Source organism: Micromonospora sp. NPDC126480, assembly GCF_040302465.1.
Lineage (GTDB): Bacteria > Actinomycetota > Actinomycetes > Mycobacteriales > Micromonosporaceae > Micromonospora.
In genome coordinates this window covers 1-26570 of record NZ_JBEORU010000018.1, presented here as the reverse complement: position 1 = coordinate 26570, position 26570 = coordinate 1, and the positions used below count along the sequence as shown (strand labels likewise).

At 72.2% G+C, this 26570-nt stretch carries 30 protein-coding genes and 1 pseudogene; 17 read left to right on the top strand and 14 right to left on the bottom strand.

Translation table 11 applies throughout. The features are described from left to right. Positions 1–115: 115 nt before the first annotated feature. Positions 116–742, bottom strand: a complete 627-nt coding sequence (locus tag ABTW87_RS17980) for a hypothetical protein (RefSeq protein WP_350651950.1) — start codon at positions 740–742, stop codon at positions 116–118. Between the two features lie 313 nt (positions 743–1055). On the opposite strand from ABTW87_RS17980, the gene ABTW87_RS17975 reads away from it, so the two are divergent. Then, positions 1056–1862 (top strand): hypothetical protein, encoded by an 807-nt coding sequence (locus ABTW87_RS17975; protein WP_350651949.1) that lies wholly within the window; start codon positions 1056–1058, stop codon positions 1860–1862. 126 nt (positions 1863–1988) lie between these two features. On the opposite strand, the gene ABTW87_RS17970 is transcribed toward ABTW87_RS17975, so the two are convergent. Further along, a complete protein-coding gene (locus tag ABTW87_RS17970) occupies positions 1989–2726 on the bottom strand; it encodes an AfsR/SARP family transcriptional regulator (protein WP_350651948.1) in 738 nt (245 codons plus the stop codon). 139 nt (positions 2727–2865) lie between these two features. After that, positions 2866–3087: a transposase gene (locus tag ABTW87_RS17965; protein ID WP_502891608.1), complete on the bottom strand. Its 222-nt coding sequence runs from the start codon at positions 3085–3087 to the stop codon at positions 2866–2868. Between the two features lie 392 nt (positions 3088–3479). Here ABTW87_RS17965 and ABTW87_RS17960 point away from each other — a divergent pair, with 392 nt between their 5' ends. Then, on the top strand, positions 3480–4328 hold the full coding sequence (locus ABTW87_RS17960; RefSeq protein WP_350651946.1) for a hypothetical protein: 849 nt from the start codon (positions 3480–3482) through the stop codon (positions 4326–4328). A 15-nt stretch (positions 4329–4343) separates the two neighbouring features. On the opposite strand, the gene ABTW87_RS17955 is transcribed toward ABTW87_RS17960, so the two are convergent. From ABTW87_RS17955 to ABTW87_RS17945, 3 genes are read right to left on the bottom strand one after another with little or no spacing between them, the layout of a single operon-like run. Further along, complete coding sequence (locus ABTW87_RS17955; protein WP_350651945.1) at positions 4344–6401, bottom strand: amylo-alpha-1,6-glucosidase; 2058 nt, start codon at positions 6399–6401, stop codon at positions 4344–4346. Beyond that, positions 6398–6778: an SCP2 sterol-binding domain-containing protein gene (locus tag ABTW87_RS17950; RefSeq protein WP_350651944.1), complete on the bottom strand. Its 381-nt coding sequence runs from the start codon at positions 6776–6778 to the stop codon at positions 6398–6400. The genes ABTW87_RS17955 and ABTW87_RS17950 overlap by 4 nt, the downstream gene beginning before the upstream one ends. Positions 6779–6825: 47 nt before the next feature. After that, complete coding sequence (locus ABTW87_RS17945; protein ID WP_350651943.1) at positions 6826–7200, bottom strand: DsrE family protein; 375 nt, start codon at positions 7198–7200, stop codon at positions 6826–6828. Between the two features lie 13 nt (positions 7201–7213). Between ABTW87_RS17945 and mtfM the strand changes: the two genes are divergently transcribed. Together mtfM and ABTW87_RS17935 are read left to right on the top strand one after the other, a co-directional pair. Beyond that, positions 7214–7318: a small membrane protein MtfM gene (gene mtfM / locus ABTW87_RS17940; RefSeq protein WP_350651942.1), complete on the top strand. Its 105-nt coding sequence runs from the start codon at positions 7214–7216 to the stop codon at positions 7316–7318. After that, positions 7315–7908 (top strand): heme-binding beta-barrel domain-containing protein, encoded by a 594-nt coding sequence (locus tag ABTW87_RS17935; protein ID WP_350651941.1) that lies wholly within the window; start codon positions 7315–7317, stop codon positions 7906–7908. The genes mtfM and ABTW87_RS17935 overlap by 4 nt, the downstream gene beginning before the upstream one ends. 2 nt (positions 7909–7910) lie before the next feature. Here the strand turns inward: ABTW87_RS17935 and ABTW87_RS17930 are convergent, their stop codons facing one another. Then, on the bottom strand, positions 7911–8777 hold the full coding sequence (locus ABTW87_RS17930) for an aminotransferase class IV (protein WP_350651940.1): 867 nt from the start codon (positions 8775–8777) through the stop codon (positions 7911–7913). Between the two features lie 112 nt (positions 8778–8889). Between ABTW87_RS17930 and ABTW87_RS17925 the strand changes: the two genes are divergently transcribed. The 4 genes from ABTW87_RS17925 to ABTW87_RS17910 all read left to right on the top strand — a co-directional run bounded on the left by ABTW87_RS17925 (position 8890) and on the right by ABTW87_RS17910 (position 12431). Further along, positions 8890–9318 carry a Fur family transcriptional regulator gene (locus ABTW87_RS17925; RefSeq protein WP_350651939.1) on the top strand — a complete coding sequence of 143 codons (429 nt, stop codon included), beginning with the start codon at positions 8890–8892 and terminating at the stop codon, positions 9316–9318. Next, entirely contained in the window at positions 9315–10424 is a 1110-nt protein-coding gene (gene ygfZ / locus ABTW87_RS17920) for a CAF17-like 4Fe-4S cluster assembly/insertion protein YgfZ (protein ID WP_350651938.1), read from the top strand. The genes ABTW87_RS17925 and ygfZ overlap by 4 nt, the downstream gene beginning before the upstream one ends. A gap of 111 nt (positions 10425–10535) precedes the next feature. After that, complete coding sequence (locus ABTW87_RS17915; RefSeq protein ID WP_350651937.1) at positions 10536–11378, top strand: beta-keto acid cleavage family enzyme; 843 nt, start codon at positions 10536–10538, stop codon at positions 11376–11378. 93 nt (positions 11379–11471) lie between these two features. Continuing rightward, the gene (locus tag ABTW87_RS17910) at positions 11472–12431 is read left to right on the top strand and encodes an asparaginase (protein WP_350651936.1); all 960 of its coding nucleotides are present in this window, start codon (positions 11472–11474) and stop codon (positions 12429–12431) included. 26 nt (positions 12432–12457) lie between these two features. Here ABTW87_RS17910 and ABTW87_RS17905 read toward each other — a convergent pair whose 3' ends face one another. Then, positions 12458–13255 (bottom strand): alpha/beta fold hydrolase, encoded by a 798-nt coding sequence (locus ABTW87_RS17905; RefSeq protein WP_350651935.1) that lies wholly within the window; start codon positions 13253–13255, stop codon positions 12458–12460. A 113-nt stretch (positions 13256–13368) separates the two neighbouring features. Between ABTW87_RS17905 and ABTW87_RS17900 the strand changes: the two genes are divergently transcribed. The 6 genes from ABTW87_RS17900 to ABTW87_RS17875 all read left to right on the top strand — a co-directional run bounded on the left by ABTW87_RS17900 (position 13369) and on the right by ABTW87_RS17875 (position 18415). After that, a complete protein-coding gene (locus ABTW87_RS17900) occupies positions 13369–14031 on the top strand; it encodes a helix-turn-helix domain-containing protein (protein ID WP_350651934.1) in 663 nt (220 codons plus the stop codon). Then, complete coding sequence (locus ABTW87_RS17895; RefSeq protein ID WP_350651933.1) at positions 14028–14756, top strand: hypothetical protein; 729 nt, start codon at positions 14028–14030, stop codon at positions 14754–14756. The genes ABTW87_RS17900 and ABTW87_RS17895 overlap by 4 nt, the downstream gene beginning before the upstream one ends. A 69-nt stretch (positions 14757–14825) precedes the next feature. Next, on the top strand, positions 14826–15143 hold the full coding sequence (locus ABTW87_RS17890; protein ID WP_350651932.1) for a DUF2516 family protein: 318 nt from the start codon (positions 14826–14828) through the stop codon (positions 15141–15143). Then, entirely contained in the window at positions 15140–16027 is an 888-nt protein-coding gene (locus ABTW87_RS17885) for an alpha/beta fold hydrolase (RefSeq protein ID WP_350651931.1), read from the top strand. The genes ABTW87_RS17890 and ABTW87_RS17885 overlap by 4 nt, the downstream gene beginning before the upstream one ends. 11 nt (positions 16028–16038) lie before the next feature. Next, positions 16039–16776 (top strand): alanyl-tRNA editing protein, encoded by a 738-nt coding sequence (locus tag ABTW87_RS17880; RefSeq protein WP_350651930.1) that lies wholly within the window; start codon positions 16039–16041, stop codon positions 16774–16776. A gap of 163 nt (positions 16777–16939) precedes the next feature. Continuing rightward, the gene (locus ABTW87_RS17875; RefSeq protein WP_350651929.1) at positions 16940–18415 is read left to right on the top strand and encodes a PhoX family protein; all 1476 of its coding nucleotides are present in this window, start codon (positions 16940–16942) and stop codon (positions 18413–18415) included. Positions 18416–18546: 131 nt separating this feature from the next. On the opposite strand, the gene ABTW87_RS17870 is transcribed toward ABTW87_RS17875, so the two are convergent. After that, positions 18547–19239, bottom strand: a complete 693-nt coding sequence (locus ABTW87_RS17870; protein WP_350652037.1) for a nucleotidyltransferase domain-containing protein — start codon at positions 19237–19239, stop codon at positions 18547–18549. Between the two features lie 76 nt (positions 19240–19315). Between ABTW87_RS17870 and ABTW87_RS17865 the strand changes: the two genes are divergently transcribed. Continuing rightward, positions 19316–20236, top strand: a complete 921-nt coding sequence (locus tag ABTW87_RS17865; RefSeq protein WP_350651928.1) for an SDR family oxidoreductase — start codon at positions 19316–19318, stop codon at positions 20234–20236. Here the strand turns inward: ABTW87_RS17865 and ABTW87_RS17860 are convergent. From ABTW87_RS17860 to ABTW87_RS17840, 5 genes are all read right to left on the bottom strand, one after another. Further along, a complete protein-coding gene (locus tag ABTW87_RS17860; RefSeq protein WP_350651927.1) occupies positions 20227–21213 on the bottom strand; it encodes a helix-turn-helix transcriptional regulator in 987 nt (328 codons plus the stop codon). The genes ABTW87_RS17865 and ABTW87_RS17860 overlap by 10 nt on opposite strands. A 69-nt stretch (positions 21214–21282) precedes the next feature. Beyond that, positions 21283–21924: a response regulator gene (locus ABTW87_RS17855; protein ID WP_350651926.1), complete on the bottom strand. Its 642-nt coding sequence runs from the start codon at positions 21922–21924 to the stop codon at positions 21283–21285. Beyond that, positions 21921–23207, bottom strand: coding sequence for a sensor histidine kinase (locus ABTW87_RS17850; protein ID WP_350651925.1), 1287 nt, complete (start codon positions 23205–23207; stop codon positions 21921–21923). Before ABTW87_RS17850 ends, ABTW87_RS17855 begins: the two co-directional genes overlap by 4 nt. After that, positions 23204–23953 (bottom strand): ABC transporter permease, encoded by a 750-nt coding sequence (locus ABTW87_RS17845; RefSeq protein WP_350651924.1) that lies wholly within the window; start codon positions 23951–23953, stop codon positions 23204–23206. Before ABTW87_RS17845 ends, ABTW87_RS17850 begins: the two co-directional genes overlap by 4 nt. After that, positions 23950–24858: an ABC transporter ATP-binding protein gene (locus tag ABTW87_RS17840; protein ID WP_350651923.1), complete on the bottom strand. Its 909-nt coding sequence runs from the start codon at positions 24856–24858 to the stop codon at positions 23950–23952. Before ABTW87_RS17840 ends, ABTW87_RS17845 begins: the two co-directional genes overlap by 4 nt. Positions 24859–25007: 149 nt before the next feature. Between ABTW87_RS17840 and ABTW87_RS17835 the strand changes: the two genes are divergently transcribed. Together ABTW87_RS17835 and ABTW87_RS17830 are read left to right on the top strand one after the other, a co-directional pair. Then, a complete protein-coding gene (locus ABTW87_RS17835) occupies positions 25008–25790 on the top strand; it encodes an EI24 domain-containing protein (protein WP_350651922.1) in 783 nt (260 codons plus the stop codon). Between the two features lie 2 nt (positions 25791–25792). Next, positions 25793–26309, top strand: a pseudogene (locus tag ABTW87_RS17830) (O-acetyl-ADP-ribose deacetylase). The last annotated feature ends 261 nt before the right edge of the window (positions 26310–26570 follow it).

Below are 26570 nucleotides of genomic sequence, written 5' to 3'. Positions count from 1 at the left end.
CAGGCCCTGCTCGACGCCGGGCAGCTCGGAAAGGGTCAGGGTCGCCACTCACACCGACCGCACGCGCAGGCTGCCGCGCGCCAGCCGGTGCAATCAGGCCCTTGGACGTCGAAGATCAACTTAACCCCGCCAGGCTGGCCGCGATCGACAAGAGAATCGCCCATATCAAGCCGATTCCCCCGCCCAGCGGCGCTCGTTCGGTGCGTGGCGGCCAGGACCGTGGCCGCCAAACCGGTTGCGGTTCCAGCACGAGGTAGAGCAGAACGCCCACCTGGCCGACGGTGAATAGCCAGAACCACGCCCAACGATTGGCGTATCGATGGTGGGCGCTGAAAAGCATGATCAGGAACGTCCCGAACCAGGCGGCCACAGTTGCTGCCTGGAGCGGTTCCCAGGCGACCTCGGCTGGCCACCAGCCGGGCTCGTGGTCTTCGCGGATGCTTACCGGCACGTGATGACCTGACGCGCGGATCTGGCGGTCCAGCCACGCTAGCGCCGCATCGCTCCGCGGAGCGACGGCGGACGGCTGCTCGCCGCCCCCCGTCAACGACATTAGTGACGTCGTACTCCACCGCCACCAGCCGTTCGCCCACCGGACCCTGCCGTCGCCGCGGTCGTAATCCAGATAGGTGACCCGACCTGCGGCGAGATCTGCGGCCAGATCCGGCTCGGACCGCTCCGCCGGGCGGACCGAAGCCACGACGGCGACCGCGCCGACGAGAAGGACCAAGAGCAGAAGCACGCGGGACGCGGCACTGGCCCAATCGCCAGACCGCCAGCCGCGGGCGGCTGGGGGCCCGGCACTTGAAACTGATTCGGATGCGACCACGGCGACCTCCGACCACGTGCGCAGGCTGATCAAGAGTGTGTCACATAAACGGCTCCCGGCGGCCAGGGTCCCTGCCTCGCGACGCGGATGCTCGGTACCTCGATCGTCAGTGGCTGCGGTTGAGCCGAGCGCGCATCGTGTTGGTCGCGGACCCTGGGCAATATACACGCCCTATACCAACATCGAGGACTGTCACCATGGCCAAACACAACTACGGGGAGGATAAATGGCTTTCAGATTTGCGCGAGCAGGTGTGGTAACTGCCGTCACCGCAGCGATCGTTGCGCTTGCGGCACCCCCTGCTAGCGCCTACACCTCTGACGATCTCTACCTCTTCAGGTCGTCCAACGACTGCCTGTGGGGACAGGCCGTAGTCGACTGGAAGGGCACCGCCGGCATAGCATCGGATGTGGCGAACGTCTCCTCAAGCTGGGCTTGGTATCCGCCAATGTACTGTGCCTGGCTGTACGATCGGCCGGCTGGATGGCTGGCGACATCGATTCAGAACTGGAAGTGGAACGGCAGCAGCTGGTACCTGTGTAGAGATAGCGGGTTCCTGTACAACCGTTCCCAGTCGGCCTCCAATTCCTACACGTGGAAGCTAGGCATCGCCTGTGGCACCGGCTGGTCGGGCACTATGGGTCAGGTTTTCGTTTGGCGGGATAATAGTTGGCAGGGTGGCTCGGTGTGGTCCGGCGCCGAGCGCTTTACAATCATCTCAGGAGCCGGAACCAACAACGCCGACGCCGCCGACGTGCCTCCTCTGCCCGCTTGGGTCATGCCTGATGGAACTGTCGATGTCGCTAAGCTTCCCGAGACGGTTGGCGTGGTCGGGCCTGATGGCAGGCCTACCGGTCAAATCGTGAATCCGAAGGAGTTGGCGGCGCCGCCCTTGCTCTCGACTGCCCCCGGCCCGCGCGTCGATCCGCCCGGCGTCGTCCGGACCTCTAACACCGTCGTGCCAGAGAGTGGCCCGCAGTATACCGTTGAGAAGGTGACGTTGACGGACGTGTACCGAGGGCGCCTCGGTTAGGCCACGGTCCGTGGATTTAATCGCGCTTGGTCGACGTTTCCCCGGTATCCGACCGGATACCGGGGAAACGTCGGGACCAAAGGTACCGGTATGCCCGCTCTCAGGTCGCGTAGGTGAAGGAGATCGCTAACTTGCCCCGCGAAGAATGTCCCGGTGCACTCGCTGTAGCTTATCTCCCGGCTCGATCCCGAGTTTCTCGCAGAGCAACTTGCGCGTCTCACGGAAGATCTGAAGAGCGTCTGCCTGTCGACCAACTCCCTGGAGCGCGGCCATGAGATGGGCTCGTATCCCCTCGTGATACGGGTGCTTAAGTTTCAGTCTTGTTAGTGGGTCGATTACATCTGCGTGCCGTCCTAACAGCAGTTCCGCCTCCGCCCATTTTTCATAAGTGGTGAGATGCAGTTGGTCCAACCGTGCAATCTCATTGGCGATGAACTCGCACTCGGCAAACTCTGCGAACGCATCCCCTCGCCACAGATCTAACGCGGCCCGCAGGAGGTTGGCTGCTGATTCGGGACAGGCGTTGTCCAGCGCTCGCCCTCCCTCTTCGGTCAAAGCCTGAAAGCGCCTCGCATCAAGGGCTGCATCCCTGGCAATCACATAGCCACCCAAGCTGCTCGTGATCGCCGCAGTTCCGAGTGCGTGGCGTAACCGATGCACGTACAGTTGGACGTTGCGTCGTGCTGACGCCGGTGGATTAGCGTAACCCCAGACGGCGTCGATGAGCTTCTCGGTCGAGACGGCCTGCCCGGACTGCGCCAGTAACACCGCGAGTACAAGTCGTGGCTTGTGCGCCGTGTCGATAGAGACGGGATGGCCGTCGGAAGTAACCTCGAGTTGTCCTAAGACGCGAAACTCCAGCAATGATCAGGCCCCTTCCCCGTAGTCAGTGCAGCTGATCGTTCGACGCCTGTGCATGTCGTTAATATCAAAGATTGCCATGAACGGCAACGTCAAATATGAATCGACACCTAAATCGACGATTGACGGACCTAGTGCCCCGTCATGCAGCCTGGAACGGGTAATCCGGGTGGCGGATCTTGGATCCGGTGGCGAATGCGGTTTTCGGCTTCGCGTGCTGGTTGCGCCAGCGGATGTAGTCGCCGATGGCGGCGTCCTGTTCGGCGTGGCTGCGGTGGTCGGTGCCGTTGAGGGCGAAGTACCGGACCGCGGCGAACTCGGCTTCGATCCAGTTCAGCCAGGACGCGTAGGTCGGTAGGAACACCAGGTCGACCTGGTTGGCTGCGCACCAGGCGCGGACCTCGGGGTGCTTGTGCGGGTCTATCCACCGGCCACCACCTCCCATAAACGTCGGGAGACAGCCTGACTGACAGGTCCTCGAAAGCGATGGATTACACGATCAACGTTCAAAGACGCGGCACTAGCCGGGCAGCCGGGCGGAATGCAGTCAGGCACTCTGGGCATATCGCGCATAGCGGCATTGCTAAAGGACGTGGCTCGCCCTTAATGATCAGCCTGGGTTACGGACGGTCGAAGCCCGCGTTGTCAAACAGCACTACTGGCCGGAAGGCGCCAGTGCAGCACCGGCCGGAGGGTCGACAACGGCCCCGTGGACCGCTCACGCAACGGCCTGGGGCTGCGTGACACGATGGCGCGGTGAACGCCGTCCACCCGGGGTGCGCCGCGCCGTCCGGTCCCGAGCGCCCGCGGCGCCGCTCGCGCGCACTGCGCTGGCTGCTCGTCGGGACGGCCGTCTGGGCGGTCCTGCTGACGGCGCTGACCTGGTGGTCGGTCCGCACCGACGAGCCGACCGTGCGCGAGCAGCGCAGCATCGGCCAGGCCGCGCCGGTGGTCGACCGGGCGATCGGCCGGATCGTCGCCGCGCTCGACGGCACGGCGTGGGCGATGACCCCGGCGCGGGCCGAGAAGGGCTGCCGGGTAACCCCGCTCAGCGACGGCACCGAGCTGACCCGGGGGGTGGACGTCCTGGTCGCCGAGGGCGGTGAGCGGGCGGTGCTGGACCGGGTCGCCGACGCGCTGCCGGACAGCTGGCGGGCCGGCGTGCGGGACACCTCCGACGGCCCCTTGCTGCGGGCCGACGCCGGCGAGTTCGTCCTGGTCGAGGGGGAGGTGGCGGACCCCGGCCGGGTCCGGTTCACGGTGGTGACCGGCTGCCGCCCGGGCGACGTCGAGTTCGCCGACCTGCTGATCGGACACCCGCCGGGCCCGGCCCTGGAAGCCGCGCTGCGGGCGCTGGGCCGCCCGGTTCCCGACCACGCGGACCGGATCGCGGTGACCTGCCCCGGCGGTGCGAAGGCGTGGACCCAGCGGGCGGAGGCCGGCCCCGGGCCGGAGACGCTGGATGCGCTGGCGCCGCCGGCCGCCGGCGCCGTCCTCGTCGACACCCCCGAGGTGTACGCGTACCGGAGCGGTGCGGACGTGGTGGTCGCCGACGCCACTGGCGATCAGCTTCAGCTGGCGGTCTCCACCGGCTGCGCCGGCTGACGCGGCTGTCCCCGGTCAGTGCCCCCGGCTGGAGTCGTGCGGGGTGCGGCTGCGGCCCAGGGCGTCGACGCGGCCCCAGCGCCCGGGGATGTCCAGCAGCTCGATGCGGCCCATGCCCTCCGGCACGTGCGGGTCGATGATCAGGTGCTCGCCCTGCGGCTCCAGGCCGAGCATCACCCGGAGCAGCAGCAGGGGGGTGCCGGCGGACCAGGCCTGCGGGCTGCACGCGGTCGGGTACTCGACCGGGAACTCGGTGAGCCGCCGCTCGTAGCCGGCGAACGCCTCGGGCAGTCGGCCGGCGAAGAACCGGGACGCGGCCAGCATCGACTCGCAGATCGTCGCGGCCTCCTCCCGGTAGCCGTACTTCCACAGCCCCCAGGCGATGATCGAGTTGTCGAACGGCCACACCGTCCCGACGTGGTAGCCGATCGGGTTGTACCGGCCCTGGTCGTCGGCGAGCGTACGGACCCCCCACCCGGAGAAGAGCCGGGGACCGAGCAGGTGCTCGGCGACGTGTCGGGCGCGTGACTCCTCGACGATCCCGCTCCACAGCAGGTGGCCGATGTTCGAGGTGAGCGAGTCCACCTGCCGCCCGTCGGCGTCCAGCGCCAGCGCGTAGTACTCCCGGTCCGGGATCCAGAAGTCGCGGTTGAACCGCATCTTGAGGTCGGCGGCCTCCCGCTCCAGCCGGTCGGCGTACTCGGGATCGTTCCAGAACGTGCGGGCCAGCCGGGCGCCCCGCAACTTCGCGTCGTACGCGTACCCCTGCAGCTCGCAGGTGGCCCGGGGAAACTCCGGAAGGCGGCCGTCGCGGTAGGAGACGCCGTCCCAGGAGTCCTTCCAGCACTGGTTGCGCAGCCCGTTCTCCGGGTTGCGGGTGTCGTACCAGAGGTAGCCGGTGCCGAGCAGGTCCCCGTACGTGTCGATCCAGGCGAGCGCGGCCCGGGCCGACGCCTCCAGCCGCATGACGAGTTCGCGGTCGCCGGTCCACCGCTCGTACTCGTCGAGCAGGATCACGAAGAGCGGGGTGGCGTCGGCCGAGCCGTAGTAGGGGGAATGCGGCTGCTCCTCGAAGCCGGCGGTTTCGCCGTAGCGCAGCTCGTGCAGGATCTTGCCCGGCTCCTCGTCCCGGAAGTCGTCCAGCCGGTACCCCTGCAGGCCCGCGAGGACCAGCATCGTGGACGGGATCAGCTCGGGCAGGAACGGCACCACCTGCAGGGAGGTGAGGATGCTGTCCCGCCCGAAGAGCGTCATGAACCAGGGCAGCCCGGCGGCCAGCAGCCGGGCCCCGAGGGTGAGCGACTCGTACCGGAGGGCGGCCAGGTCGTTGAGGCTGCGCCGGTACGCCGTGGCCAGTGGTTCGCAGTCGCAGGCGAGTTTCGGCGCGCGCTCGACGAACGCGTGCTGCTCGGCCTCGATGGCGGTCGCGTCGCGGGTGCCGCTGAACGACGGCAGGCTCTGCCGGATGTCCTCGCCCCGGGCGCCGTAGACGATGGTGGACACGTGCAGCGCGGTGGTCCACTCGCCGTGCGGCGGGACGTGGATCCGGAACGTCATCCCGGACACGTCGATCTCGCCGGGGCTGCTCGTCTGGATGATCGTCTCGCGGTGGAACGCCTCGCGCCGGTAGCTGAGCCGCAGCTCGTTCTCGCCGACCGTCGCGGTGGTACGCCCGTGCTTGCTGCGGACGTTCTTGATCTCGAAGATGTCGGCGAAGTCGGCGGTGATGTCGAGCCGGAGGTTGAAGTCCGCCGCCTCGCCGCCGTGGTTCAGGACGGTGAGTTCCTCGGTGATGCTGGCGCCGATGGCCCGGCTGCGGATCACCGACACCTTCGCGTCCAGGTAGTGCGTGGGCTCGCCGGGCACCAGGAAGAACCGGGTCCGGTACGACAGGGCGTCGTCCACCGACAGCGCGGTGAGCCGCTCCCCGTCCAGCGTCAGCAACCAGGTGGACACGAACCGCGTGTCGAAGGAGAAGAGCCCGGTGGGGAAGTCCAGCGCCGGCTCGATGTCACCGCGACGGTCGCTGACCAGGAAGGTGTTTCCGTCCAGGATGCTGATCAGCGGCCTCACCGCAGCCGTCCGACCTTCTCCCGGGCCACCGCGCGCGGATCCCGGGTGCCGGGCCGGGTCGGGAAGAAGCGCCGGAAGGCCAGGAAGAGCACGACATTGCCGCTGAACGTGCACTCGTTGCGCAGCACCGCGGAGATGCTCTGCGCCTGACCGGTCACGAGCCGGTCGAAGAGGTCCTCGCTGCTGTACCAGATCGCGTCGGCGGGGCCGCGCTGGCGGCTCACCTCGATGGCGCCCGGTTCCATCCGGACCCGCCAGTGCTCGGTCCGGTTGCCCAGGGAGAGGTCGATCTGGAGGGTCCCCCGGACCAGGCCGCGCAGGATCTCCGGGGCTTGCATCGGCAGTGATTCGAAGAACCGCTCCGTCGCCTCGGTCACATTCCGAATCGTAAGCATTGGCCCGACTTGCCGGGCCGGTTCCGCGGCTAGTAGACGAGCGCGCGCGCGTCCTCGGCCATCACTTCCTCGACGAAGACCGCCGCGCCCGCGATCCGGACGCCCGGCAGCACGTCACCGGGGCCGATGTCCCGCCGCGCCGCGCACTGCGTGCAGGCGGTCACCCTGCCCGTCGTGAGGATCACGTGCAGCAGCTCGGCGAGGGGAGCGGAGTGCGGCAGCTCGAACTCCTGGGCCCGTCCGGGGAGGGCGAACCAGGTCGACTCGCCGGTCAACCAGAGCGAGACGTCGACTCCGGCGGCCGCCGCGGTGGCCGCGACCGTGAACGCCTGCGCGCACCGCTCGGGGGCGTCCACGCCCGCGGTGGCCTTGACGACGAGGGTGCGCGTCATGGGGCCCAGCATAGGATGGTCGCCGATGGTCACCGAGACAGGGTTCGTCAGCCTGCTGGTCGCCGGCCTGGGCGCGCTCGCCGGCGGCCTGATCTACGTTGCCGTACGCATATCGAGAGGACGTTGGTGAGCGACGAGAACCCGTTGCAGCCGCCCCCGTGGCTGAACGCGCCGCCGGTCGACCCGTACCCCTACGAGGAGAGCCACGACCTGCGCGTCGGCCCGAAGCTGCACCCGACGCTGGACGGCCTGCTGCCGTACGTCGGGGTGTGGCGTGGCCGGGGCCGGGGCGGCTTCCCCACCATCGAGGACTTCGACTTCGCGCAGGAGATCCGGATCAGCCACGACGGCCGGCCGTTCCTGTTCTACGAGTCCCGGGCCTGGATCCTCGACGAGCAGAGCCGGCCGGCCCGCCCGGCCGGCCGTGAGGTCGGGTGGTGGCGGCCGGTGCTGGCCGGCGACCGGGCCACCGACGAGTTGGAAGCGCTGATGACCGTCCCGACCGGGGTGATGGAGCTGCACATCGGCAAGCGCACGGGCACCCGCATCGAGTTCGTCACCGACGCCGTGGTGCGCACCGCCACGGCGAAGGAGGTCACCGCCGGGCACCGTCTCTTCGGCATCGTCGAGGGCGCCCTCCTGTACGCGCAGGAGATGGCCGCCGTCGGCCACGGTCTCTCCCCGCACCTGTCCGCCCGGCTGATCCGGGTCGGCGGCTGAGGTCAGGCCCTGTCCCGCCCGGCGGGCGGGGCGGGGAAACCCAGCAGGGCCTGCAACCGGCCGGTCCACTCCGACCGGGGCCGCTCGGCGCCGTCCAGGGCCCGGACCTCCACCAGACCCCGGATCGACGAGCTGAACCACACCGCGTCGGCGGCGTGCAGGCCGGCCGGGGTGACCAGCCGCTCGTCCGCCGCCAGCCCGATCTCGACGGCGTGGGCCAGCAGCCAGGCGACAGTGGTGCCGGGCAGGATGCCGGTGTCGGCGGGCACGGTGCACAGCGTGCCCCCGGCGAGCCACACGACGCTGGCGGTCGGCCCCTCCAGCGCGTACCCGTCGGAGGAGACCCAGAGCACGTCGTCCACGCCGGCCCGAGTGGCCCAGCGGCGGGCGGCGGTGCTCACCGCGTACGAGGTGGACTTGATACCGGCGGGCAGCCAGTCCAGACCGGAGCGGGCCCGGGCCGGGACGCCCAGGGGCAGCGTGGCCACGGTGATCCCGTCGCGGCGCGCGGCCCGGGCCGACGCCGGCACCGGTGCCAGCGTGGCGTAGACGGTGGGTGGCCCGCCGCCCTCCGGCCCCCGGGTGCAGACCAGCCGCAGCGCCCCCTCGACGTCGGCGGGCCACCCGTCGCAGACGTCGTCGAGCAGCGTGACCAGGGCCTCGACCGGGGGCAGGGCCAGCTCCACCGCCTTGGCGGCCCGGGCCATGCGCTCCAGGTGCGCCTCCCGCAGCCACGGCCGGCCGGAGCGCAGGTGCATCGTCTCGAAGAGGCCGTCGCCGCGCAGGACGCCCAGGTCGTCGCCCCGCAGCACCGGCTGCGTGGCCGGCACCCGGCCGTGCCCGAGCACCCCGATCCTCGCCGCCACCATGACCGCCGAGCATAGGGCCTGTGCGGGGGTCGCGGCCCGCGCCGGGACGCCGGAACCCGCGGTACGCCACGCGGTGGGGCCGGCGCGCGCGGGAGCGAACTATGATCGGACGGTGTCCGAATCCTCCCTCGCGGAACTGCTCCGGGCCCGTGGCCTGCGGCTGACGGCGCAGCGGCAACTCGTCCTCCAGGCTGTGCTGGACCTGGGCCACGCCACGCCCGAGCAGGTCCACACGGCCGTCCGGGAGGTGGCCGCGGGAGTCAACATCACCACCATCTACCGCACGCTGGAGCTGCTGGAACGGCTCGGCCTGGTGACCCACACCCATCTCTCGCACGGCTCGCCGACCTACCACGCGGCGGGTGAGGACCAGCACGTGCACCTGGTCTGCCGGGAGTGCGGCGGGATCGACGAGATCGATCCGAGCCTGCTGCGCCCGCTGGCCGACCAGCTCGCCGCGCAGCGGGGGTTCCGGGTGGACATCGGCCACGTCTCCCTCTTCGGCGTCTGCGGCCGCTGCGGAAACGGGGACCAGGAATGATCGACATCGCGGGCGCGGTGGCCGTCGAGAGCATCGACGAGGCCAGCCGGGACCAGCCGGAGCCGGCGCACGCCGCGGCCGGCGTGCGGTCGGTGGCGGCGCACTACGGTGATCCGCTGCGCGAGCAGCGCACGCTGGACACGGCGGTCGGCCTGGTCGACCGCTCGCACCGCGGCGTGATCGCGGTTTCCGGCGAGGACCGGATCGGTTGGCTGCACACGCTCACCAGCCAGCATCTGGCGCAGCTGACCGCCGGCCAGGGCACCGAGCTGCTGGTGCTGTCCCCGCACGGGCACGTCGAGCAGCACGCGATGGTCGCCGAGGACGGCGAGACCACCTGGCTGGACACCGAGCCGGGCGCCACCGAAGGGCTGCTCGCCTACCTGGAACGGATGCGCTTCTTCAGCAAGGTCGAGCCGCGGGACGTGACGCCGGATCGCGCCCTGCTCTCGCTGGTCGGGCCCGAGGCGCCGGCCGCCGTGGCGACGCTCGGCGTGTCCGGCCTGGCCGCGCCGGACGTGATCGAGGTGCCAGGTCCGAAGTTCCGGGCCGGCTCGGTGCCGTCGCGGCCGTCCGTCCGCTACGACGTCCGCCCGCTGCCGACCGGCGGCTGGGCCCGTCGCGTCCCGCTCGGCGTCGACCTGCTGGTGCCCCGGCCGGCGATGGAGCAGGTGGTCGCCGAGCTGCGGGGCGCGGGGGTGCCGGTCGCCGGGCTCTGGGCGTACGAGGCGGTGCGGGTGGCCGCCCGGCGACCCCGGGTCGGGGTGGACACCGACCACCGGACCATCCCCGCCGAGGTGGACCTCGTCGCGCCGGCCGTGCACCTGGAGAAGGGGTGCTACCGGGGCCAGGAGACGGTCGCCCGGGTGCACAACATGGGGCGTCCGCCGCGCCGGCTCGTACTCCTGCATCTGGACGGGGTGACCACCGACCAGCCGCCGGCCGCCGGCACGCCGGTGACCCTGGACGGCCGGGCGGTCGGCTTCGTCGGCACCGCCGTGCACCACCACGAGCTGGGTCAGGTGGCCCTGGCGGTGGTCAAGCGCAACGTTCCCGACGACGCCCGCCTCCTCGTCGGCGAAACCGCCGCCGCAATCGACGTGTAAGGAAGGGCCCCTTACTAACGCCTCCGGTAGAGGAAGGGTCCCTTCTTAACACCCCTTGCGCCGGAAGACTTCCTGTCGACCGCCCCGGACCCGGCCGTCTAGGATCCGGGCATGACGACAGGGACGTTGATCACGGTTGCCCCCACCGGCGCGGAGTCGATCAAGGCCGAGGTGCCGGCGCTGCCGGTCACGCTCGACGAGCTGCTGCTGACCGCGAAGGAGTGCGAGGCGCTCGGGGCCGCCGTGATCCACGTCCACATCCGCGACGACGAGGCGCGGCCGACCCTCGACCAGGGCCGGCTGCGCGACACCGTGGCGGCGCTCCGGGAGAGCACCGACCTGGTCGTGCAGCTCTCCTCGGGCGGCGCGGTGACCGACCCGGAGGCCGACCGGCTCGCGGTGCTCGACGCCGGCCCGGACATGGCCTCCTGCACGATGGGCACGGTCAACTTCGGCGACGACGTCTTCCTGAACCGCTGGGAGTTCATCGTCGAGCTGCACACCCGGATGCAGGAGCGGGGCATCGTCCCCGAGTACGAGATCTTCGACCTCGGCCACCTCACCGCCCTGCAGCGACTCCTCGGCAGGTACGGCCTGCCGGCCGGCGGGCACGTCCACGTCGACTTCGTCATGGGTGTCCCGGGTGGCATGCCCGGTACGACGGCCACCCTGGTGGCCGCCCAGCAGATGCTGCGCGACCTGCCGGAGGGGACGACGTTCGCGGCGACCGGCATCGGCCGCACCACCATCCCGGTCCTGCTGGCCTCCCTGTCGGCCGGCGGGCACCTGCGGGTCGGCATGGAGGACACGGTGACGTACGCCAAGGGCCGTCCGGTCGAGTCCAACATGCAGCTCGTCGCCCGCGCCGTCGGCTTCGCCCAGCTCGCCCAGCGCCCGCCGCTCACCACCGCCGAGGCCCGGGAGCTGCTCGGCGTCACCGCCGCCCGGCGGTAAGCGGCGCCCGGCCGGACGCCCCTGTACGCCCGGAGGTCGAAGACCTGCTCACCCGCCCGACGACCGTGATCGGCGGGCGGTACCGTCCACGTCGTGGGAAAGACGTACGAGGGCGGTGCGCCGCTCGCCGAGGTGGTCCGGTCGGGTTTCGTGGAGGGCGTGCACCGCGGATCGGTGGTGGTGCTCGACGCCGCCGGCACGCCGGTGGTCGCCGTGGGGGACGTGTCCTCGCCGGTCTTCCCTCGCTCGTCGAACAAGCCGATGCAGTCGGTCGGCATGATCCGCGCCGGCCTGCCGCTGACCGACCCGGCGGACCTGGCGCTGGTCTCGGCCAGTCACGCCGGCGAGGAGTTCCACCTGGCGCGGGTGGGCGCGCTGCTGGCGCGGGCCGGGCTCGACGAGTCCGCGCTGCGCTGCCCGCCCGACCTGCCGGTGGGGGACGACGCGCGGGCGGCGGTGCTGCGGGCCGGCGGCGGACCCACCCGTACGCAGATGAACTGCTCCGGCAAGCACAGCGGGATGCTGCTGACCTGCCGGGCGGCGGGCTGGCCGCTGGACGGGTACTGGCGCCCGGAGCATCCGTTGCAGCAGCGCCTGCGGGCGGCGGTCGAGGAGTTCACGGGTGAGCCGGTGGCGGCGACCGGGGTGGACGGTTGCGGCGCGCCGGTGCTGGCCGTGTCGCTGACCGGCCTGGCGGCGGCGTACCTGCGGCTGGTGCACGCCGAACCGGGTTCGGCGCCGCGGACGGTGGCCGACGCGATGCGGGCGTACCCCGAGATCGTCGGCGGCACGCAGGCCGACGACACCCGGCTGATGCGCGGGGTGCCGGGGTTGCTGGCGAAGGTGGGCGCCGAGGGGGTGATCGCCGCGGCGGTCCCCGGGGTCGGTGCGGTCGCGTTGAAGATCGACGACGGTGCCGGCCGGGCCCGGATGCCGGTGCTGGTGTCGGCGCTGCGCCGGCTCGGCGTCACCGGGCCGGTGCTTGAGGAGTTCGCCGAGGTGCCGCTCTTCGGCGGTGGCCTCCCGGTAGGGGCCGTCCGCCCGGTCTGGTGACTCCGATCCCACCCGGCGAGGCGGGGTCAGGGCAGGAAGTCGAGCAGGGCGGCGTTGACCTCGGCCGGGCGTTCCAGCGGGAGCAGGTGGGCGGCGTCCGGGATGTCCGGAAGGCGGATCGCCCGCGGTGCCTCGGCGGCGATGCGGTCGGCCAGGCGGTTGATGTCCGGCACGTCGGCGGCTCCGGCGGTGACCAGGACCGGCATCCGCAGCTCGCCGAGCCGGCCGATGGCGGGCGGGTCGAGGTCGACGCCGTCCACCGCGCTGAGCGCCTGCTCGGCGGCGAGCGCGCGCCGGTCCAGTTCGTGCGCGAAGGCGATCAGAGCGGGATCGACGTCCTCCGGCCGGCGGGCCGGGCCGACCACCCAGAACCGCACCTCGGCCGCGGCGTTGGCGTCCAGGTCGTCCGGGTCGACGTCGCCGATGAGCATGTCCCAGAGGTCGTGGAACTCGTCGGACCACTCGTGACCGGAGACGGCGCTGCCGAGGAGGGCCAGCGCGGTCACCCGGTCCGGGTGCGCGAGCGCGGTGTCGACCGCGACGGCGCCGCCGAACGAGCAGCCGACCAGGGCGGCGCGGTCGAGGCCCAGCGCGTCGAGCAGCCCGACGACGTCCTGGTGGTTGGCGAAGGGCGTCGGTGGCAGCTCGGACTCGCCGTAACCGCGCAGGTCCAGGGCGATCACCCGGTGCCGGGCAGCCAGGGCGTCCACCTGCTCGCGCCACATCCGCCGGTCGGCGATCCCCGCGTGCAGCAGGACGACCGGTGTGCCAGTGCCCCGGTCGTCGTACGCGAGCCGGGCGCCGTTCACGTTGAGCTCAGTCATCCCGCCGCACGCTAGAGACCGGTTGCCGGGGTCGCAACCCGATTGCTGAGACCTTGCTAACTACGGCAAGCGCTTTGCTTGCAGGAGTTAGCAGGGCGCGCTAGCGTCGAGGTATGGCCAGTGGTAAAGACCTTCCCGACGTCGGCGGGTTCATTCGTGACCTGCGCCGGAACGCGAAGATCTCGCTCCGGCAGCTCGCCGAGCAGGCGGGGGTCAGCAACCCCTACCTGAGTCAGATCGAGCGTGGCCTGCGCAAGCCCAGCGCGGAGGTGCTCCAGCAGCTCGCCAGCGCGCTCCGGGTCTCGACGCCGGCGATGTACCTGCGCGCCGGGCTGCTCGACGACAAGGAGGGGCAGGGCGTCCTGGCGGCGATCGCCGTCGACCCCGACCTGACCATGGCGCAGAAGCAGTCGCTCACCCAGATCTACGAGACGTTCCGCCGGGAGAACACGCGGCTCGCGGAGGCGACCGCGGCGGCCGCCGGCCCGGCGGAGGCCGGCCCGGCCGCACCACCCGGCCCGGCCGCACCACCCGGCCCGGCCGCACCACCCGGCCCGGCCGGGACCGGCCCGGCAACGCCACCCGGATCGGCCGCCGACCTGGCCAACGCCGCCGCCACCGGCCCGACGACGACCGAGGGCACGCCGACCGAGGCGGTGCTCGAGTCGGTCGCCGTCACGGAGTCCGGTCCCGCTCCCGCCCCGACCCCCGAGAAGAAGGCCGCCCGCAGGGCGACCCCGACGGCCGCCGACGCGGCCGAGGAGGAGAAGTCATGACCACCCAGCCGAAGACCAGCCGCATCCCCGCCCCCCTCTACGCCGCCGCCGGCGCCGGCGAGCTGGCGTACGAGCAGCTGCGCAAGCTCCCGGCCGTGGTGAGCGACCTGCGCAACAAGGTCGCCGCCGAGAACGGTGTCGAGCTGCGCCAGAAGGCCAGCGAGACGCTGCGGACCGCGACGCTGACCGCCGGCACCCTGCGCCAGCGGGCCGCCACCGACCTGGACCTCCAGAAGCTGCGGGAGGCCGCTGACCTCAAGCGCGTCCGCGAGGCGGCCGACCTCAACCGGCTCAGGGAGATCGCCGACCTGGACAAGCTGCGCGAGGCGGCCGACCTGGACAAGCTCCGCGAGGCTGCGGTCCGCAACGCGGCCGTGGTCGTCGCCGGCGCGCACGCCGCGCAGGAGCGGGCGCTCGCCGCGTACGGCCGGCTCGTCGCCCGTGGCGAGCGGGTCGTCGGCGCCGGTGTGCTGGAGGCCGCGGAGACGTTGAACACCGACATCGAGACGACGGAGGCCGGGTCCGCCGTCGAGGCCGCGCCGGCCGCGGTGAAGGCCGAGACCACCGAGGTGCCGACCCCGGCCGAGGTCGCCGAGATCGCCGAGGCCAAGCCGGCCGCGGTCAAGAAGCGGGCGACCCGGGTCACCAAGGCCACCGCCAAGCCGGCCACCCCGTCGGCGAAGCTGCCGCGCGCCACGAAGCGGACCCGTCCGGCCGCCGAGTGACTCGTCGCCGGCGACCCCGGAAGGCGTCCTGTCGGACGTTTCCGGGGTCGCCGGCATAAGCTTGCCGACATGGCCAACGCCGCGCCGCTCTTCGCCTTCGCCATCCGCGACGTGATCGAGCTGATCCTGCTCGCCTTCGCACTGATCGTCCAGGGGGTGGCCCTGGTGCACGCCATCACCCAGCGCTCGGACGGCTTCCCCGCGATCGGCACCCTGCCGAAGGGCGGCTGGGTCGCCATCCTCGCGGTCTGTCTCGTGTTGACGCTGCTCGGCTTCGGCCCGATCAGCCTCTTCGGCCTGATCGGCATCGCCGCCGGGCTCATCTACCTGCTCGACGTCCGGGTCGGCCTGCGCGACCTGAGCGACGGCCGCGGAACGTCCTGGTGAGAGGTTTCCGCTGGCCGCCACCGCCGGACGGCGGTCCCCGCACCTGGGGTCCCGGCCCGGGTGCCCCGCGCACCGGCCGGCCGGCCCTGCCCGAGCCGGAGACCGAGCTGGTCGCCACGCCGCACGGTGTCCAACTGGAACAGTTGGTCACCGGCGCCGGTGACCCGGTCACCGTGTTCGCCCACGGGCTGGGCAACGGCATCGCCACCACCCGCCCGTTCGGCAGCGGCGTCGTGGGGCGCAAGCTCTTCTTCCAGTTCCGCGGTCACGGCCGCTCCGACGCGCCGCCCGGCCCGTGGAGCTACACCGACCTTGCCCGGGATCTGCGGGCGGTCGCCGACCTCGGCGGCGCGACCCGGGCGTTCGGCGCGAGCCTGGGCGCGGGGGCGCTCTGCCGGCTGCTCGCCGAGAGCCCGGAGCGGTTCGGAAAGCTTGTCTTCTTCCTGCCGGCGGTGCTGGACCGCCCCCGTGGCGAGGTGGCCCGGGCCCGGCTGACCGCACTGCTCGAGGCGGTCGAGAGCGGCGACGCGGCCACGCTCGCGGACGTCGTGCAGGTGGAGCTGCCGCCGGCCGTGCGCAACACGCCGGCCGGCTGGGCGTACCTGCGGCAGCGCCTCGACCAGTTGCTGCGCGACGGTCTCGCGCCGGGCCTGGCCAGCCTGCCGGACTCGGTGCCGCTGAGCGACGCGACCGCGCTGGCCGCCGTCACGGCGCCGGCCCTGGTGATCGGGTGCGCCGACGACGACCTGCACCCGGTGGAGGTCGCCGAGCAGCTCGCGGCGGCGCTGCCCGGGGCCACCCTGCACGTGTACGACCGGCCGGGCGTCCTCTGGACCGAGCGCGCCGACCTGCGGGAGCGCGTCTCCGCCTTCCTCAACGAGTAACCTGCGCTGTCATGGGCGTCACACACCACGGCCGCACGCACCGGCTCGACCTCGCCGACCCGACCCTGCGCGAGTGGGAGTGCACGGTCCTGTTCGCTGATGCCGAGCAGGGCATCGTTCTCGACCGTTCGGCCTTCTACCCGGGCGGCGGCGGCCAGCCACCGGACCACGGCGTCCTGCTCTGGCAGGGCGTGCAGACCCGGATCGTCGGCACCCGCAAGGGCGACGATCTCTACCTGATCCCCGCCGAGGGTGATCCGCTGCCGCCGGCCGGCACGACGGTCACCGGCGCGGTGGAGGACCAGCGGCGCACCCGGCTGATGCGTACCCACTCCGGCCTGCACGTGCTGTGCGGCGTCGTCTTCCGGGACTTCGGCGCGCTGGTGACCGGCGGCAACATGGAGCCGGGCGAGGCCCGGATGGACTTCAACCTTCCCGAGGTGCCGGCCGACTTCAAGAGCCGCATCGAGGAGCTGGTAAACGCCGAGGTCGTCGCCGACCGGGCGGTGGCGGTCCGGGTGCTGCCCCGGGCGGAGGCGCTCGCCCTGCCGGACATCATCCGCACCCAGTCCAACCTGATCCCGCCGGACGAGCAGGAGGTGCGGATCGTCGACATCGTCGGGTTGGACGTGCAGGCCGACGGTGGCACGCACGTCGCCTCCACCGCCCAGATCGGCAAGGTCCAGGTGGTCAAGGTGGAGAGCAAGGGCCGCGCGAACCGCCGGGTCCGCGTCCGCCTGGTCGACTGACCAGGGTACGTGGCGGCGCCGCACGCCCGGTGCCGGTGATGCCCGGCCTCGACGCAGTGACAATTGCCGAAAGGTTGCCATGTGGTGAACAGGTGACGAGGATCTCCGAAGGATCGGTCCCGGCCTCGACGAACGAGGCCCCGGCGACAAAGGAGTCCCCCCGATGCCTGATCTCAACCGGCGTACCCTGCTGCGCGGCGCGGCCGCCGCGGCCGGCGGCGCCGTGCTCGGCGGCCCGTTCCTCGGTTTCGTGGCGCGGGGCGAGGCCGGCGCGGCGGGCCGGCGCCCGGCCCCCCGCCCGACCCTCGGGCCGGTGCCCGACCTGCGCGACGGCACCGTCCGCCTGCACCTGCCGCAGGGCTTCCAGTACCGCTCCTTCCACGACACCGAGTTCCCGGTGGTGCTCGACGACGGCACCCGCCTGCCCGGCCGGCACGACGGCATGGGCGCCTTCCGTGGCCCCCGCGGCACCATCCGGCTGGTCCGCAACCACGAGGTGAACAACCCCGGGCCGGCCTTCGGCGACGCCTCCGCCGCGTACGACCCGATGGCGCAGGGCGGCACCACCACCGTCGAGGTGACCCGGTACGGGGAGGTCCGTCGCTCCTGGACCAGCCTGAACGGCACCATGATGAACTGCTCCGGCGGCGTGATGCCCTGGGGCAGTTGGATCACCTGCGAGGAGACCGTCAACGGGCCGGACGTCGGCCCGGACTTCACCGGCACCTCCAACGTGCCGCTCACCCAGCCGCACGGCTTCATCTACGAGGTGCCGGTCGACGGCCGATCGGACCGGACGCCGATCACCGCGGCCGGCCGGTTCGCCCACGAGTCGGTGGCCTACGACCCGCGCGGCGGTCACCTGTACCTCACCGAGGACAACTTCGGCTTCCCGTCCGGCTTCTACCGCTACACGCCGCCCCGGCACCCGAGATCGTGCGGGCGGCTGCTGGACGGCGGCCGGCTGCAGATGCTGGCCGTACGTGGCCGGCCCAACCTGGACCTGGCGGCGGCGCAGCGGCGGCACGCGACGTACCCGGTGATGTGGGTGGACATCGACGACCCGGCGCCGCGGTTCCCGTACACCCCCGGCGAGGTCGCACCGACCACCAACGACCAGGCCCTGACGTACGTCTCGCGGCAGGGCTGGGAGCGGGGCGCCGCCTACTTCTCCCGGCTGGAGGGATCGGCTTACGACGACGGGGTCGTCTACTTCACCGCCACGCAGGGCGGGGGCCCGGCCGAGACGTCGACCGGTCCGATCGCCGACGGGTACGGCAACGGGCACGGCCAGGTGTGGGCGTACGACTGCCGGGCGCAGGTGCTGCGGCTGGTCTACGAGTCGCCGGGGCCGGACGTGCTGGACTTCCCGGACAACGTGACCACCAGCCCGCGCGGCACCCTGGTGGTCTGCGAGGACAACGTCAACGACAACTACCTGCGCGGGCTGACACCCCGGGGCGAGCTGTTCGACATCGCCCTGAACCGGCTGGTCAGCAGCACCGGCGCGGACCGGTCCAACGACGAGTTCGCCGGTTCCACGTTCAGCCCGGACGGGCACACCCTGTTCGTCAACATCCAGGCGAGCCGGGGCATGACGTTCGCCGTCTGGGGCCCCTGGTCCCGCATCGGAGTTTGAGTTCAGCGGTGACCCGGGGGCCCGGGCCCGGCCGTGGGCCCGGGCCCGAGGGTGTCGCGCCGAGCACTCTTCGGTCGGCGGCAGCACCGATCGGCTGGGATCCCGGCCAGCGGCCGCGGGGCCTCGGCGCGTCAGCCGCCCAGGCTGGCAGGCAGGTGGGCGGCACGGACGGCCAGCAGCCACCGCTCCACCGTCGGCTCGTCCGGCCGGTCCGGCAGCGGCGTCCGGATCCGGCCGAAGTCGCGCTCGGCCTCGGCGAGCAGGTCCCGGGCGGCCGCCAGGTCACCGCCGGCCACCCGCTCGCCGAACGACCGGAACCACTCCGGGTCGGCCAACCGGATCTCCAGCACCCCGGTGGCGTAGAGGTGGCGGCCCTGATGCATCAGCCGGGCCAGGTGCCGGGCATGCTTCGCGGTCCGCCGCCGCACGTCCGACGAGAACGTCCCGTCGCCGCGCGACTCCAGTTTCCGGAACTGCCGCGAGGCGTACCCGAGGAAGGCGTCGCGGACCCGGGGCGCGGACAGGAAGGCCGAGCGGATCGCAACCAGCCGCTCGCCGAACTCCGTCCGGGTCTCGTAACAGTCGTCCGGCAGCCACATCAGCTCGGTGGCGGTCGGGTTGCCGCTCAGCGCCAGCCTCGCGTACTTCCCGGCCTCGTGCAGGGTGACGTCCGGGCCGGTGGTGACCACCGACTCCTTCGGCGGGTGCAGGCCGTGGAACGCCACCGTGGGCGCGGCGAACACACCGATCCGGTCGACGTCCGAGCCGGGCCGGGCCAGCCCGTACGCGACCGAGCCGACGATCCCGGAGAGCAGGAGTTGCATGTCGGCGAGCATGACGTACGACACGCGGTCGCGAAACCGGACTTCGGTTGTCAGGTTTCCCGGTCAGAGTGGACGCATGACGACGAAACCGCTGACAGGAAGGGTCGCCCTGGTCGCCGGCGCGACCCGGGGGGCCGGCCGGCAGATCGCGGTGCAGCTCGGCGCGGCCGGGGCCACGGTGTACGCGACCGGGCGCAGCAGCCGCTCCGCCGGCCGCTCGGAGCTGGACCGGCCGGAGACCATCGAGGAGACCGCCGAGCTGGTGACGGCGGCGGGTGGCACCGGCATCGCCGTCCGGGTGGACCACCAGGTCGCCGACGAGGTCCGCGCGCTCGTCGAGCGGATCGACGCCGAGCAGGGCCGGCTCGACGTGCTGGTCAACGACATCTGGGGTGCCGACCCGCTGATCACCTGGGAGAAGCCGGTCTGGGAACAGCGGCTCGACGAGGGTTTCCGCACCCTGCGACTGGCCGTGGACACGCACATCATCACCAGCCACTTCGCGCTGCCGCTGCTCATCCGCCGGCCCGGCGGGCTGGTCGTCGAGGTCGGCGACGGCACGAAGGCGTACAACGACACCCACTACCGGCTGTCGGTCTTCTACGACCTGGCGAAGGCGTCGGTGAACCGGCTCGCGTACGTCTGGGGACACGAGTTGAAGCCGCACGGCGGCACCGCCGTCGCGCTGACGCCGGGCTGGATCCGGTCCGAGGCGATGCTTGAGCACTTCGGCGTCACCGAGGAGAACTGGCGGGACGGCGCCGCAAAGGACCCGCACTTCCTCATCTCGGAGACGCCGGCCTTCGTCGGGCGGGCCGTCGCCGCGCTCGCCGCCGACGAGGACCGGGCCCGCTGGAACCAGGCCTCCGTCTCGGCCGGCGAGCTGTCGCAGGTGTACGGGTTCACCGACGTCGACGGCAGCCGGCCGGACGCGTTCCGCTACCTCACCGAGGTGGTGGAGACGGGCAGGCCGGCCGACGTCACGGGCTACCGCTGACCGGGCGTGACGCGGTACACCTCGGCGGACCGCCGGGCGGCGTCGACCATCAGCTTCCGCAGGTCCGGCGGGTCGAGCACCTCCACCTCCGGGCCCAGCGACAGCAACTGGGAGTACGCGACCTCGACGGACTCGACGGGCAGCCGGATGACCACCCGGCCCTGCCCGTCGGGTTCGCCCGCGGCGGCGAGCGCCTCCTCGTACACGAAGGGGGCGTCGGCGAGGTGCCGGAGCCGGCGCAGGCCGACGGGGCTCAGCCGGAGCGTCACCTCGGCCCGGAGCATCGTGCGCAGGAAGACCTCGGCCTGCTCCCGCCAGTAACCGGCCAGGTCGAAGCCGGTGTCCCGGTCGAAGGTCTCGCCGCTCACCTCGACGTGGGTGACCCGGTCGACCCGGTAGGTGCGGTACGCGCCACCGACCCGCCCGACGAGATACCAGACGCCGTTCTTGAGAACCAGCCCGTACGGGTGCGCCTCCCGTTCGACCTCGCGGTCGCCGCGCCGGTAGCGCAGCCGGACCACCCGGTCCCGCCACACCGCGCCGGCCAGCTCGCTCAGCCACGGGGGCGGCCCGCTCTCCCGGAACCAGCCCGGCACGTCCAGGTGGAACCGCTGCCCGGTGCGGGCCGGCGCGTCCCGCAGGCTCGGCGGGAGCGCGGCGAGCACCTTCAGCTCGGCGGACGCCACCGCGTCGGCCAGCCCCATGTCCCCGGCCGGCCCGGGCAGCCCGGCCAGGAACAGCGCCTCCGCCTCGTCCCGGGTCAGCCCGGTCAGCCGTGTGCGGTAGCCGCCCAGCAGCCGGTAGCCGCCGGCGCGCCCCCGGTCGGCGTAGACCGGCACGCCGGCGGCGGAGAGCGCCAGCACGTCCCGGTAGACGGTGCGCTCGGAGACCTCCAGCTCGCGCGCCAGCTCCGCCGCCGTCATCGTCTCCCGCGACTGCAGCAGCAGCACCAACGAGATCAACCGAGCCGCCCGCACCCACCCATTGTGTAAGGAAGGGCCCCCTGTTAACGCCTGCGGTAGTGGAAGGGCCCCTTCTTAACAGGCTCACCGCCCGCCCGGCGTGAGCAGCCCCCGGTCGTACGCGGCGGCCACCGCGGCCGCCCGGTCGTTGACGCCGAGCTTGGCGTACAGGTGCAGGAGGTGGGTCTTCACGGTGGCCTCACTGATGAACAGCCGGGCGGCGGCCTCCCGGTTCGAGGCGCCCTTCGCCACCAGCGTGAGCACCTCCAGCTCGCGCTGGCTCAACGGGTCCCCGGCCGGCTGCCGCAGCCGCCCCATCAGCCGGCCGGCCACGGACGGGGAGAGCACCGCCTCGCCCCGGGCGGCCGCCCGCACCGCCCGGACCAGCTCCTCGCGGGGCGCGTCCTTCAGCAGGTAGCCGGTGGCACCGGCCTCGATCGCCGGCAGCACGTCGGCGTCCGTGTCGTACGTGGTCAGCACCAGCACCTTCGCCGGGTTGTCCGAGCGGAGCAGCCGGCCGATCGCGGTCACCCCGTCCATGCCGGGCATCCGCAGGTCCATCAGCACCACGTCGGGTCGGCTGTGCTCGGCCAGGGCGAGGGCCTCGGCGCCGTCCCCGGCCGCGCCGACCACCTCGAAGCCGGGGTCCCCGGTGAACATGCCGCGCAGGCCGTCGCGCACGACCGGATGGTCGTCCACGATCAGCAACCGGATCGGGCTGGTCAACCGGCACCTCCGGCGAGTGCCGGCACGGACGCCGAGACGGCGGTGCCGCCGCCCGGCTCGCTCTCCACGGCCAACTCGCCGCCGACCCGGGCCACCCGCTGCCGCATCACGGTCAGCCCGAAACCGCCGTCGGTGCGACCGGTCGCGGGCGGGTCGGTGACCGAAAACCCCACGCCGTCGTCGCGGACGTCCAGCGTCACCACGTCCCCCATGTACGACAGGGTCAGGCCGACCCGGGACGCCCCGGCGTGCCGGGCCACGTTGGCCAGCGCCTCCTGGGCGGTGCGCAGCAGGGTCACCTCGACCTCGGGGTGCAGCGGGTGGGCGTCACCGGTCACGTTGACGTCGGCGCGTACCTCGTTGATCGTCGACCAGCGTCGGGCCAGCTCGGCCAGTGCGTCCGGCAGCCGGGCCGTCTCCAGCGCCTCGGGCCGGACCGCCCGCACCGAGCGGCGGGCCTCGGTGAGGCTCTCCCGGGCCAGGGCGACCGCCGTGTCCACGTGCCGCTGCCAGTCGGCGCGCCGGTCGCGGGCCTGTCCGGCGGCCTCCAGCTGGGTGATGATGCCGGTGAGGCCCTGGGCCAGGGTGTCGTGGATCTCCCGGGCCATCCGCTGCCGCTCGTCGGTCACCCCGGCCTCCCGGGCCTGGGTGAGCAGCTGGGCGTGCAGCCCCTCGTTCTCGCGCATCGTCTCGGCCAGCCGGCGGTTCGCCTCGGCCAGCTCCTCGACCAGCCGCTTACGGTTGGCGTTCTGCCGGTCGGCGACCGTGCCGAACCAGCTCACCCCGCCGGCCACGCCCACGTTGAACAGCACGAGGACCGACCAGAGCACCCAGTGGTCCGCCGACGAGGGCAGGCCGCCGCCCTGCGCGGTGCCGATCAGCACACCGGTGGCGGCCACGCCGACGAACCGCCACCGGCCGTGCAGCACGAGGAACGCGTGCAGGAAGCCGACCCAGGCGAAGAACCCGTACCAGGGGCTGCTCAGCACCAGCAGCGCGGCGAACCCGATCAGCCCGGCGTAGTAGAGGCCCATCAGCCCGCGCCGGCTGATCCACCTGGGGTGCAGCGCCATGAACCAGGCGATCCAGCCCGCCGCCAGCGCGGCGACGACCGGATGGGGCAGCACCGTGATGCCGCCGGCGGCCGGAGCGGCCGTGGCGAGCACGAAACCGACCACCAGCCCGACGTACGGCAGCGCGCGGTAGACACCCGGCTCCCGGGCCTCCCAGGCGGCCAGCCGGTCGACCTGCTCGGCGGTGCCGGCCATCGGACCCTCGCTCACTCCCAGCGGAACAGCTTCGCCGCGGCGGAACCAGCGACCACGGCGACCGCCGCCATTATCGCCAGGTGCAGCGGCCGCGGCGCGTCCGCGGTCCAGGCGTCGAGCAGCGCCTGTACGCCCGGTGGCGTGTAATCGCCGATCCGGACCAGGAGGTCCGGCAGCAGGAACCGGGGCACGTAGACCCCGCCGAAGAACATGACAAGCATGAACAGCGGGACCGCGATCGCCTGCGCGGCCTTGTTCGTACGGGCCACCGCCGCCACCAGCAGCCCCAGCGCGAGCAGCGCCGCCGTGCCGAGGACGAGGGCCAGCGCGAAGCCGAGCGGATGCCGGGGCAGCGGTACGCCGAAGGCGAGCCGGCCGACCACGACGAGCAGCACGGCACTGATCAGGATGGTGGCGAGCGAGATGACCAGCTGGGCGGCGAGCAGCGCGGCAGGGCTGGCGGGCGTGGTGGCCAGGCGACGCAGCACGCCGCGCTCCCGGTACGTGGCCAGCACGGTGGGCAGGATGTTCACCGCGGCCATGGCGAGCGTGATCACCAGCAGCGACGGGGCGAAGTACTGGACGAAGGACAGGCCGCCGAAATCCGGATTCGGCTCCCGCGTCGCCGGGATCAGCCCGAACACCGCCAGCAGCAGGAGCGGCAGCGCGATGGTGATCAGCGGCGCGGCGAAGTCCCGCAGGTAGAGTCTCGTCTCGATCCTGAGGATCTGCCCGAAGGCGTGCATGTCGGTCTCTCTCACTCGGCGGGCCGGTGCCCGGTCAGCTCGACGAACGCGTCGTCGAGAGTGGACTGCTCAAGCCGCAGGTCGGCGGCGATGATCTGATTGCGGGCGAGCACCGAGGTGACCGCGTGCAGCACGTCGCCGGTGCCGGTCACCACCACCTGGCGCCCGGTGCGGTTTACGCCGGTCACCTGCGGCAGGTCGGTGAAGAGCCGGTCGTCCACCGGAGCGGACGGCCGGAACCGCACCCGCTGCTCGGGCGCCACCCGTGACACCAGGCCGGCCGGGCTGTCCAGGGCGACGACGCGTCCCCGGTCGATCACCGCGACCCGGTCGCAGAGCCGCTCGGCCTCCTCCATGAAGTGGGTGACCAGCACGATCGTCACCCCGCTGTCGCGTACCTGCTCGACGAGCCCCCAGGTGTCCCGCCGGGCCTGCGGGTCCAGGCCGGTGGTCAGCTCGTCGAGGATGGCGATCTCGGGCCGGCCGACCAGCGCGAGCGCGATGGACAGCCGCTGTTTCTGGCCACCGGAGAGCTTCTTGTACGCGGTCCTCCGCTTGGTGCCGAGGCCGAGCCTCTCGATCAGCTCGGCGGGATCCGCCGGATCGCGGTAGAACGAGGCGTACAGCTCCAGCGCCTCGCCGACCCGTAGCAGGTCCGGCAGTTGGCTCTCCTGGAGCTGCACCCCGACCCGCTGCCGGAGCCGGGCCGCGTCCCGGCGCGGGTCGAGCCCCAGGACCGACACCCCACCCCGGTCGGGCACCCGGAGCCCGGCGACGCACTCCACCGTCGTGGTCTTGCCCGCGCCGTTCGGGCCCAGGATGCCGAAGATCTCCCCGGCCTCCACCGTGAACGACACGTCGTCCGCGGCGACCACATCGCCGTACCGCTTGTGCAGGTTGGTCACCTCGATGACCGGCATGGACGTCGCCTTCCGCCGCGCTTCGTGCGTACCGGTCGAGGATCGCCGCCGGAACGCGGCGGCGGATCGACCACGCGGTGATTATGACGACGGGCGCCGGTTGACCCCCGCGATCCACCAACCGGTTGATGCGGACCTAGGCTTCGGACGTGACCGCATCCCGTGACGTGACCGGAGCCGCGGGCCGTTTCCTCGGCGGTGTCGGCCTGTTCCTGCGCGGCGTCGGCGTCTACGTCCGCAGTCCCGGGCTGATGCTGCTCGGCGTCGTGCCGGCGCTGATCTCCGGTGCGCTCTTCGTCACCGCGTTCGCCGCGCTCGTCTACTTCGTGGACGACCTGGCGGCCGTGCTGACGCCGTTCGCCGACGGCTGGTCCGCCACCTGGCGCGACCTGGTCCGGCTGGTCGCCGGGCTGGCGCTGCTCGGGCTGGGCGGCCTGCTCGCGGTGGTCGCCTTCACCGCCGTCACCCTGGTGATCGGGGACCCGTTCTACGAGAAGATCTCCGAGCGGGTCGAGGAACGCCTCGGCGGCACACCCGGCGCCGTCGACGTGCCGTTCTGGTCGTCGCTGCGGCGCAGCGCCGTCGACTCGCTGCGGCTGGTGGGGTTGTCGGTGCTGTTCGGCGTACCCCTCTTCGCGGCCGGTTTCATCCCGGTGGTGGGTCAGACCGTGGTGCCGGTCCTCGGCGCGGCCGTCGGCGGGTGGCTGCTCGCCGTGGAGCTGGTCGGCGCGCCCTTCTACCGGCGGGGGCTGCGGCTGCCGGACCGGCGTGCGGCATTGAAGGCGGACCGGCCGACGACGCTGGGCTTCGGGATGGCGGTCTTCGTCTGTTTCCTGATCCCGCTGGGCGCGGTGCTGCTCATGCCGGCGGCCGTCGCCGGGGCCGCGCTGCTGGCGCGCCGTACGCTGGGCCAGCCGATCACGGAGGGCTGACCGTGGAGATCACTCTGGTCGAGGGCGACATCACCGCAGAACGCGTCGACGTCATCGTCAACGCCGCCAACTCCTCGCTGCTCGGTGGTGGGGGAAGTGGACGGTGCCATCCACCGGCGCGGTGGCCCGGCGATCCTGGCCGAGTGCCGGGCGCTGCGCGCCTCCAGGTACGGCCGGGGCCTGCCGACCGGGCAGGCGGTCGCGACCACGGCGGGTGACCTGCCGGCCCGGTGGGTCGTGCACACCGTCGGGCCGGTGTGGTCCGCCACCGAGGACCGGTCGGCGTTGCTGCGCGACTGCTACGCGAACAGCCTGCGGATCGCCGACGAGCTGGGCGCGTCGACAATGGCGTTCCCGCTGATCTCGGCCGGCGTCTACGGCTGGCCGGTGGAGGACGCGGTCCGGCAGGCGCTGTCGGTGCTGCGGCCCGCGACACCGGCGCATGTCGGAGAGGCCCGGCTGGTGCTCTTCGGGGCCGACACGTACGCCGCCGCCCGGCGGGTCGCCGACGAGGCCTGACCGCGGGCGACTGCCGTGCGGCGGCGGCCGTGCGGCGGCCCCCTGCAAGATCATGCTGGATGTGTGAAGTCAACACCGTTGCGTTTAGCGCCGTGACCGGGAGGCAAGCCCTTTTTCGAAGGTTGTGATGTCGGCGTGGAAGCTGTAGGTCTGTGTGGTTGCGGGGTGGTGGGCGGCGTTCGGGCTGTATTTGCTGGTCGGGTTTTTGCGGGAGCGGGCTTTGAGGCGGGGGCGGCGGCGTGCGGGTAGTAGGTCGGCCAG

What these genes read in the sequence shown, in the direction of transcription:
- ABTW87_RS17975 (WP_350651949.1), top strand. Translation starts at nt 1,056, where the DNA reads ATGGCTTTCAGATTTGCGCGAGCAGGTGTGGTAACTGCCGTCACCGCA.
- ABTW87_RS17915 (WP_350651937.1), top strand. Translation starts at nt 10,536, where the DNA reads ATGACGACAGGGACGTTGATCACGGTTGCCCCCACCGGCGCGGAGTCG.
- ygfZ (WP_350651938.1), top strand. Translation starts at nt 9,315, where the DNA reads ATGATCGACATCGCGGGCGCGGTGGCCGTCGAGAGCATCGACGAGGCC.
- ABTW87_RS17880 (WP_350651930.1), top strand. Translation starts at nt 16,039, where the DNA reads ATGGGCGTCACACACCACGGCCGCACGCACCGGCTCGACCTCGCCGAC.
- ABTW87_RS17895 (WP_350651933.1), top strand. Translation starts at nt 14,028, where the DNA reads ATGACCACCCAGCCGAAGACCAGCCGCATCCCCGCCCCCCTCTACGCC.
- ABTW87_RS17945 (WP_350651943.1), bottom strand. Translation starts at nt 7,200, where the DNA reads ATGCTGGGCCCCATGACGCGCACCCTCGTCGTCAAGGCCACCGCGGGC.
- ABTW87_RS17840 (WP_350651923.1), bottom strand. Translation starts at nt 24,858, where the DNA reads ATGCCGGTCATCGAGGTGACCAACCTGCACAAGCGGTACGGCGATGTG.
- ABTW87_RS17875 (WP_350651929.1), top strand. Translation starts at nt 16,940, where the DNA reads ATGCCTGATCTCAACCGGCGTACCCTGCTGCGCGGCGCGGCCGCCGCG.
- ABTW87_RS17890 (WP_350651932.1), top strand. Translation starts at nt 14,826, where the DNA reads ATGGCCAACGCCGCGCCGCTCTTCGCCTTCGCCATCCGCGACGTGATC.
- ABTW87_RS17865 (WP_350651928.1), top strand. Translation starts at nt 19,316, where the DNA reads ATGACGACGAAACCGCTGACAGGAAGGGTCGCCCTGGTCGCCGGCGCG.
- ABTW87_RS17930 (WP_350651940.1), bottom strand. Translation starts at nt 8,777, where the DNA reads ATGGTGGCGGCGAGGATCGGGGTGCTCGGGCACGGCCGGGTGCCGGCC.
- ABTW87_RS17900 (WP_350651934.1), top strand. Translation starts at nt 13,369, where the DNA reads ATGGCCAGTGGTAAAGACCTTCCCGACGTCGGCGGGTTCATTCGTGAC.
- mtfM (WP_350651942.1), top strand. Translation starts at nt 7,214, where the DNA reads ATGGTCACCGAGACAGGGTTCGTCAGCCTGCTGGTCGCCGGCCTGGGC.
- ABTW87_RS17905 (WP_350651935.1), bottom strand. Translation starts at nt 13,255, where the DNA reads ATGACTGAGCTCAACGTGAACGGCGCCCGGCTCGCGTACGACGACCGG.
- ABTW87_RS17870 (WP_350652037.1), bottom strand. Translation starts at nt 19,239, where the DNA reads ATGCAACTCCTGCTCTCCGGGATCGTCGGCTCGGTCGCGTACGGGCTG.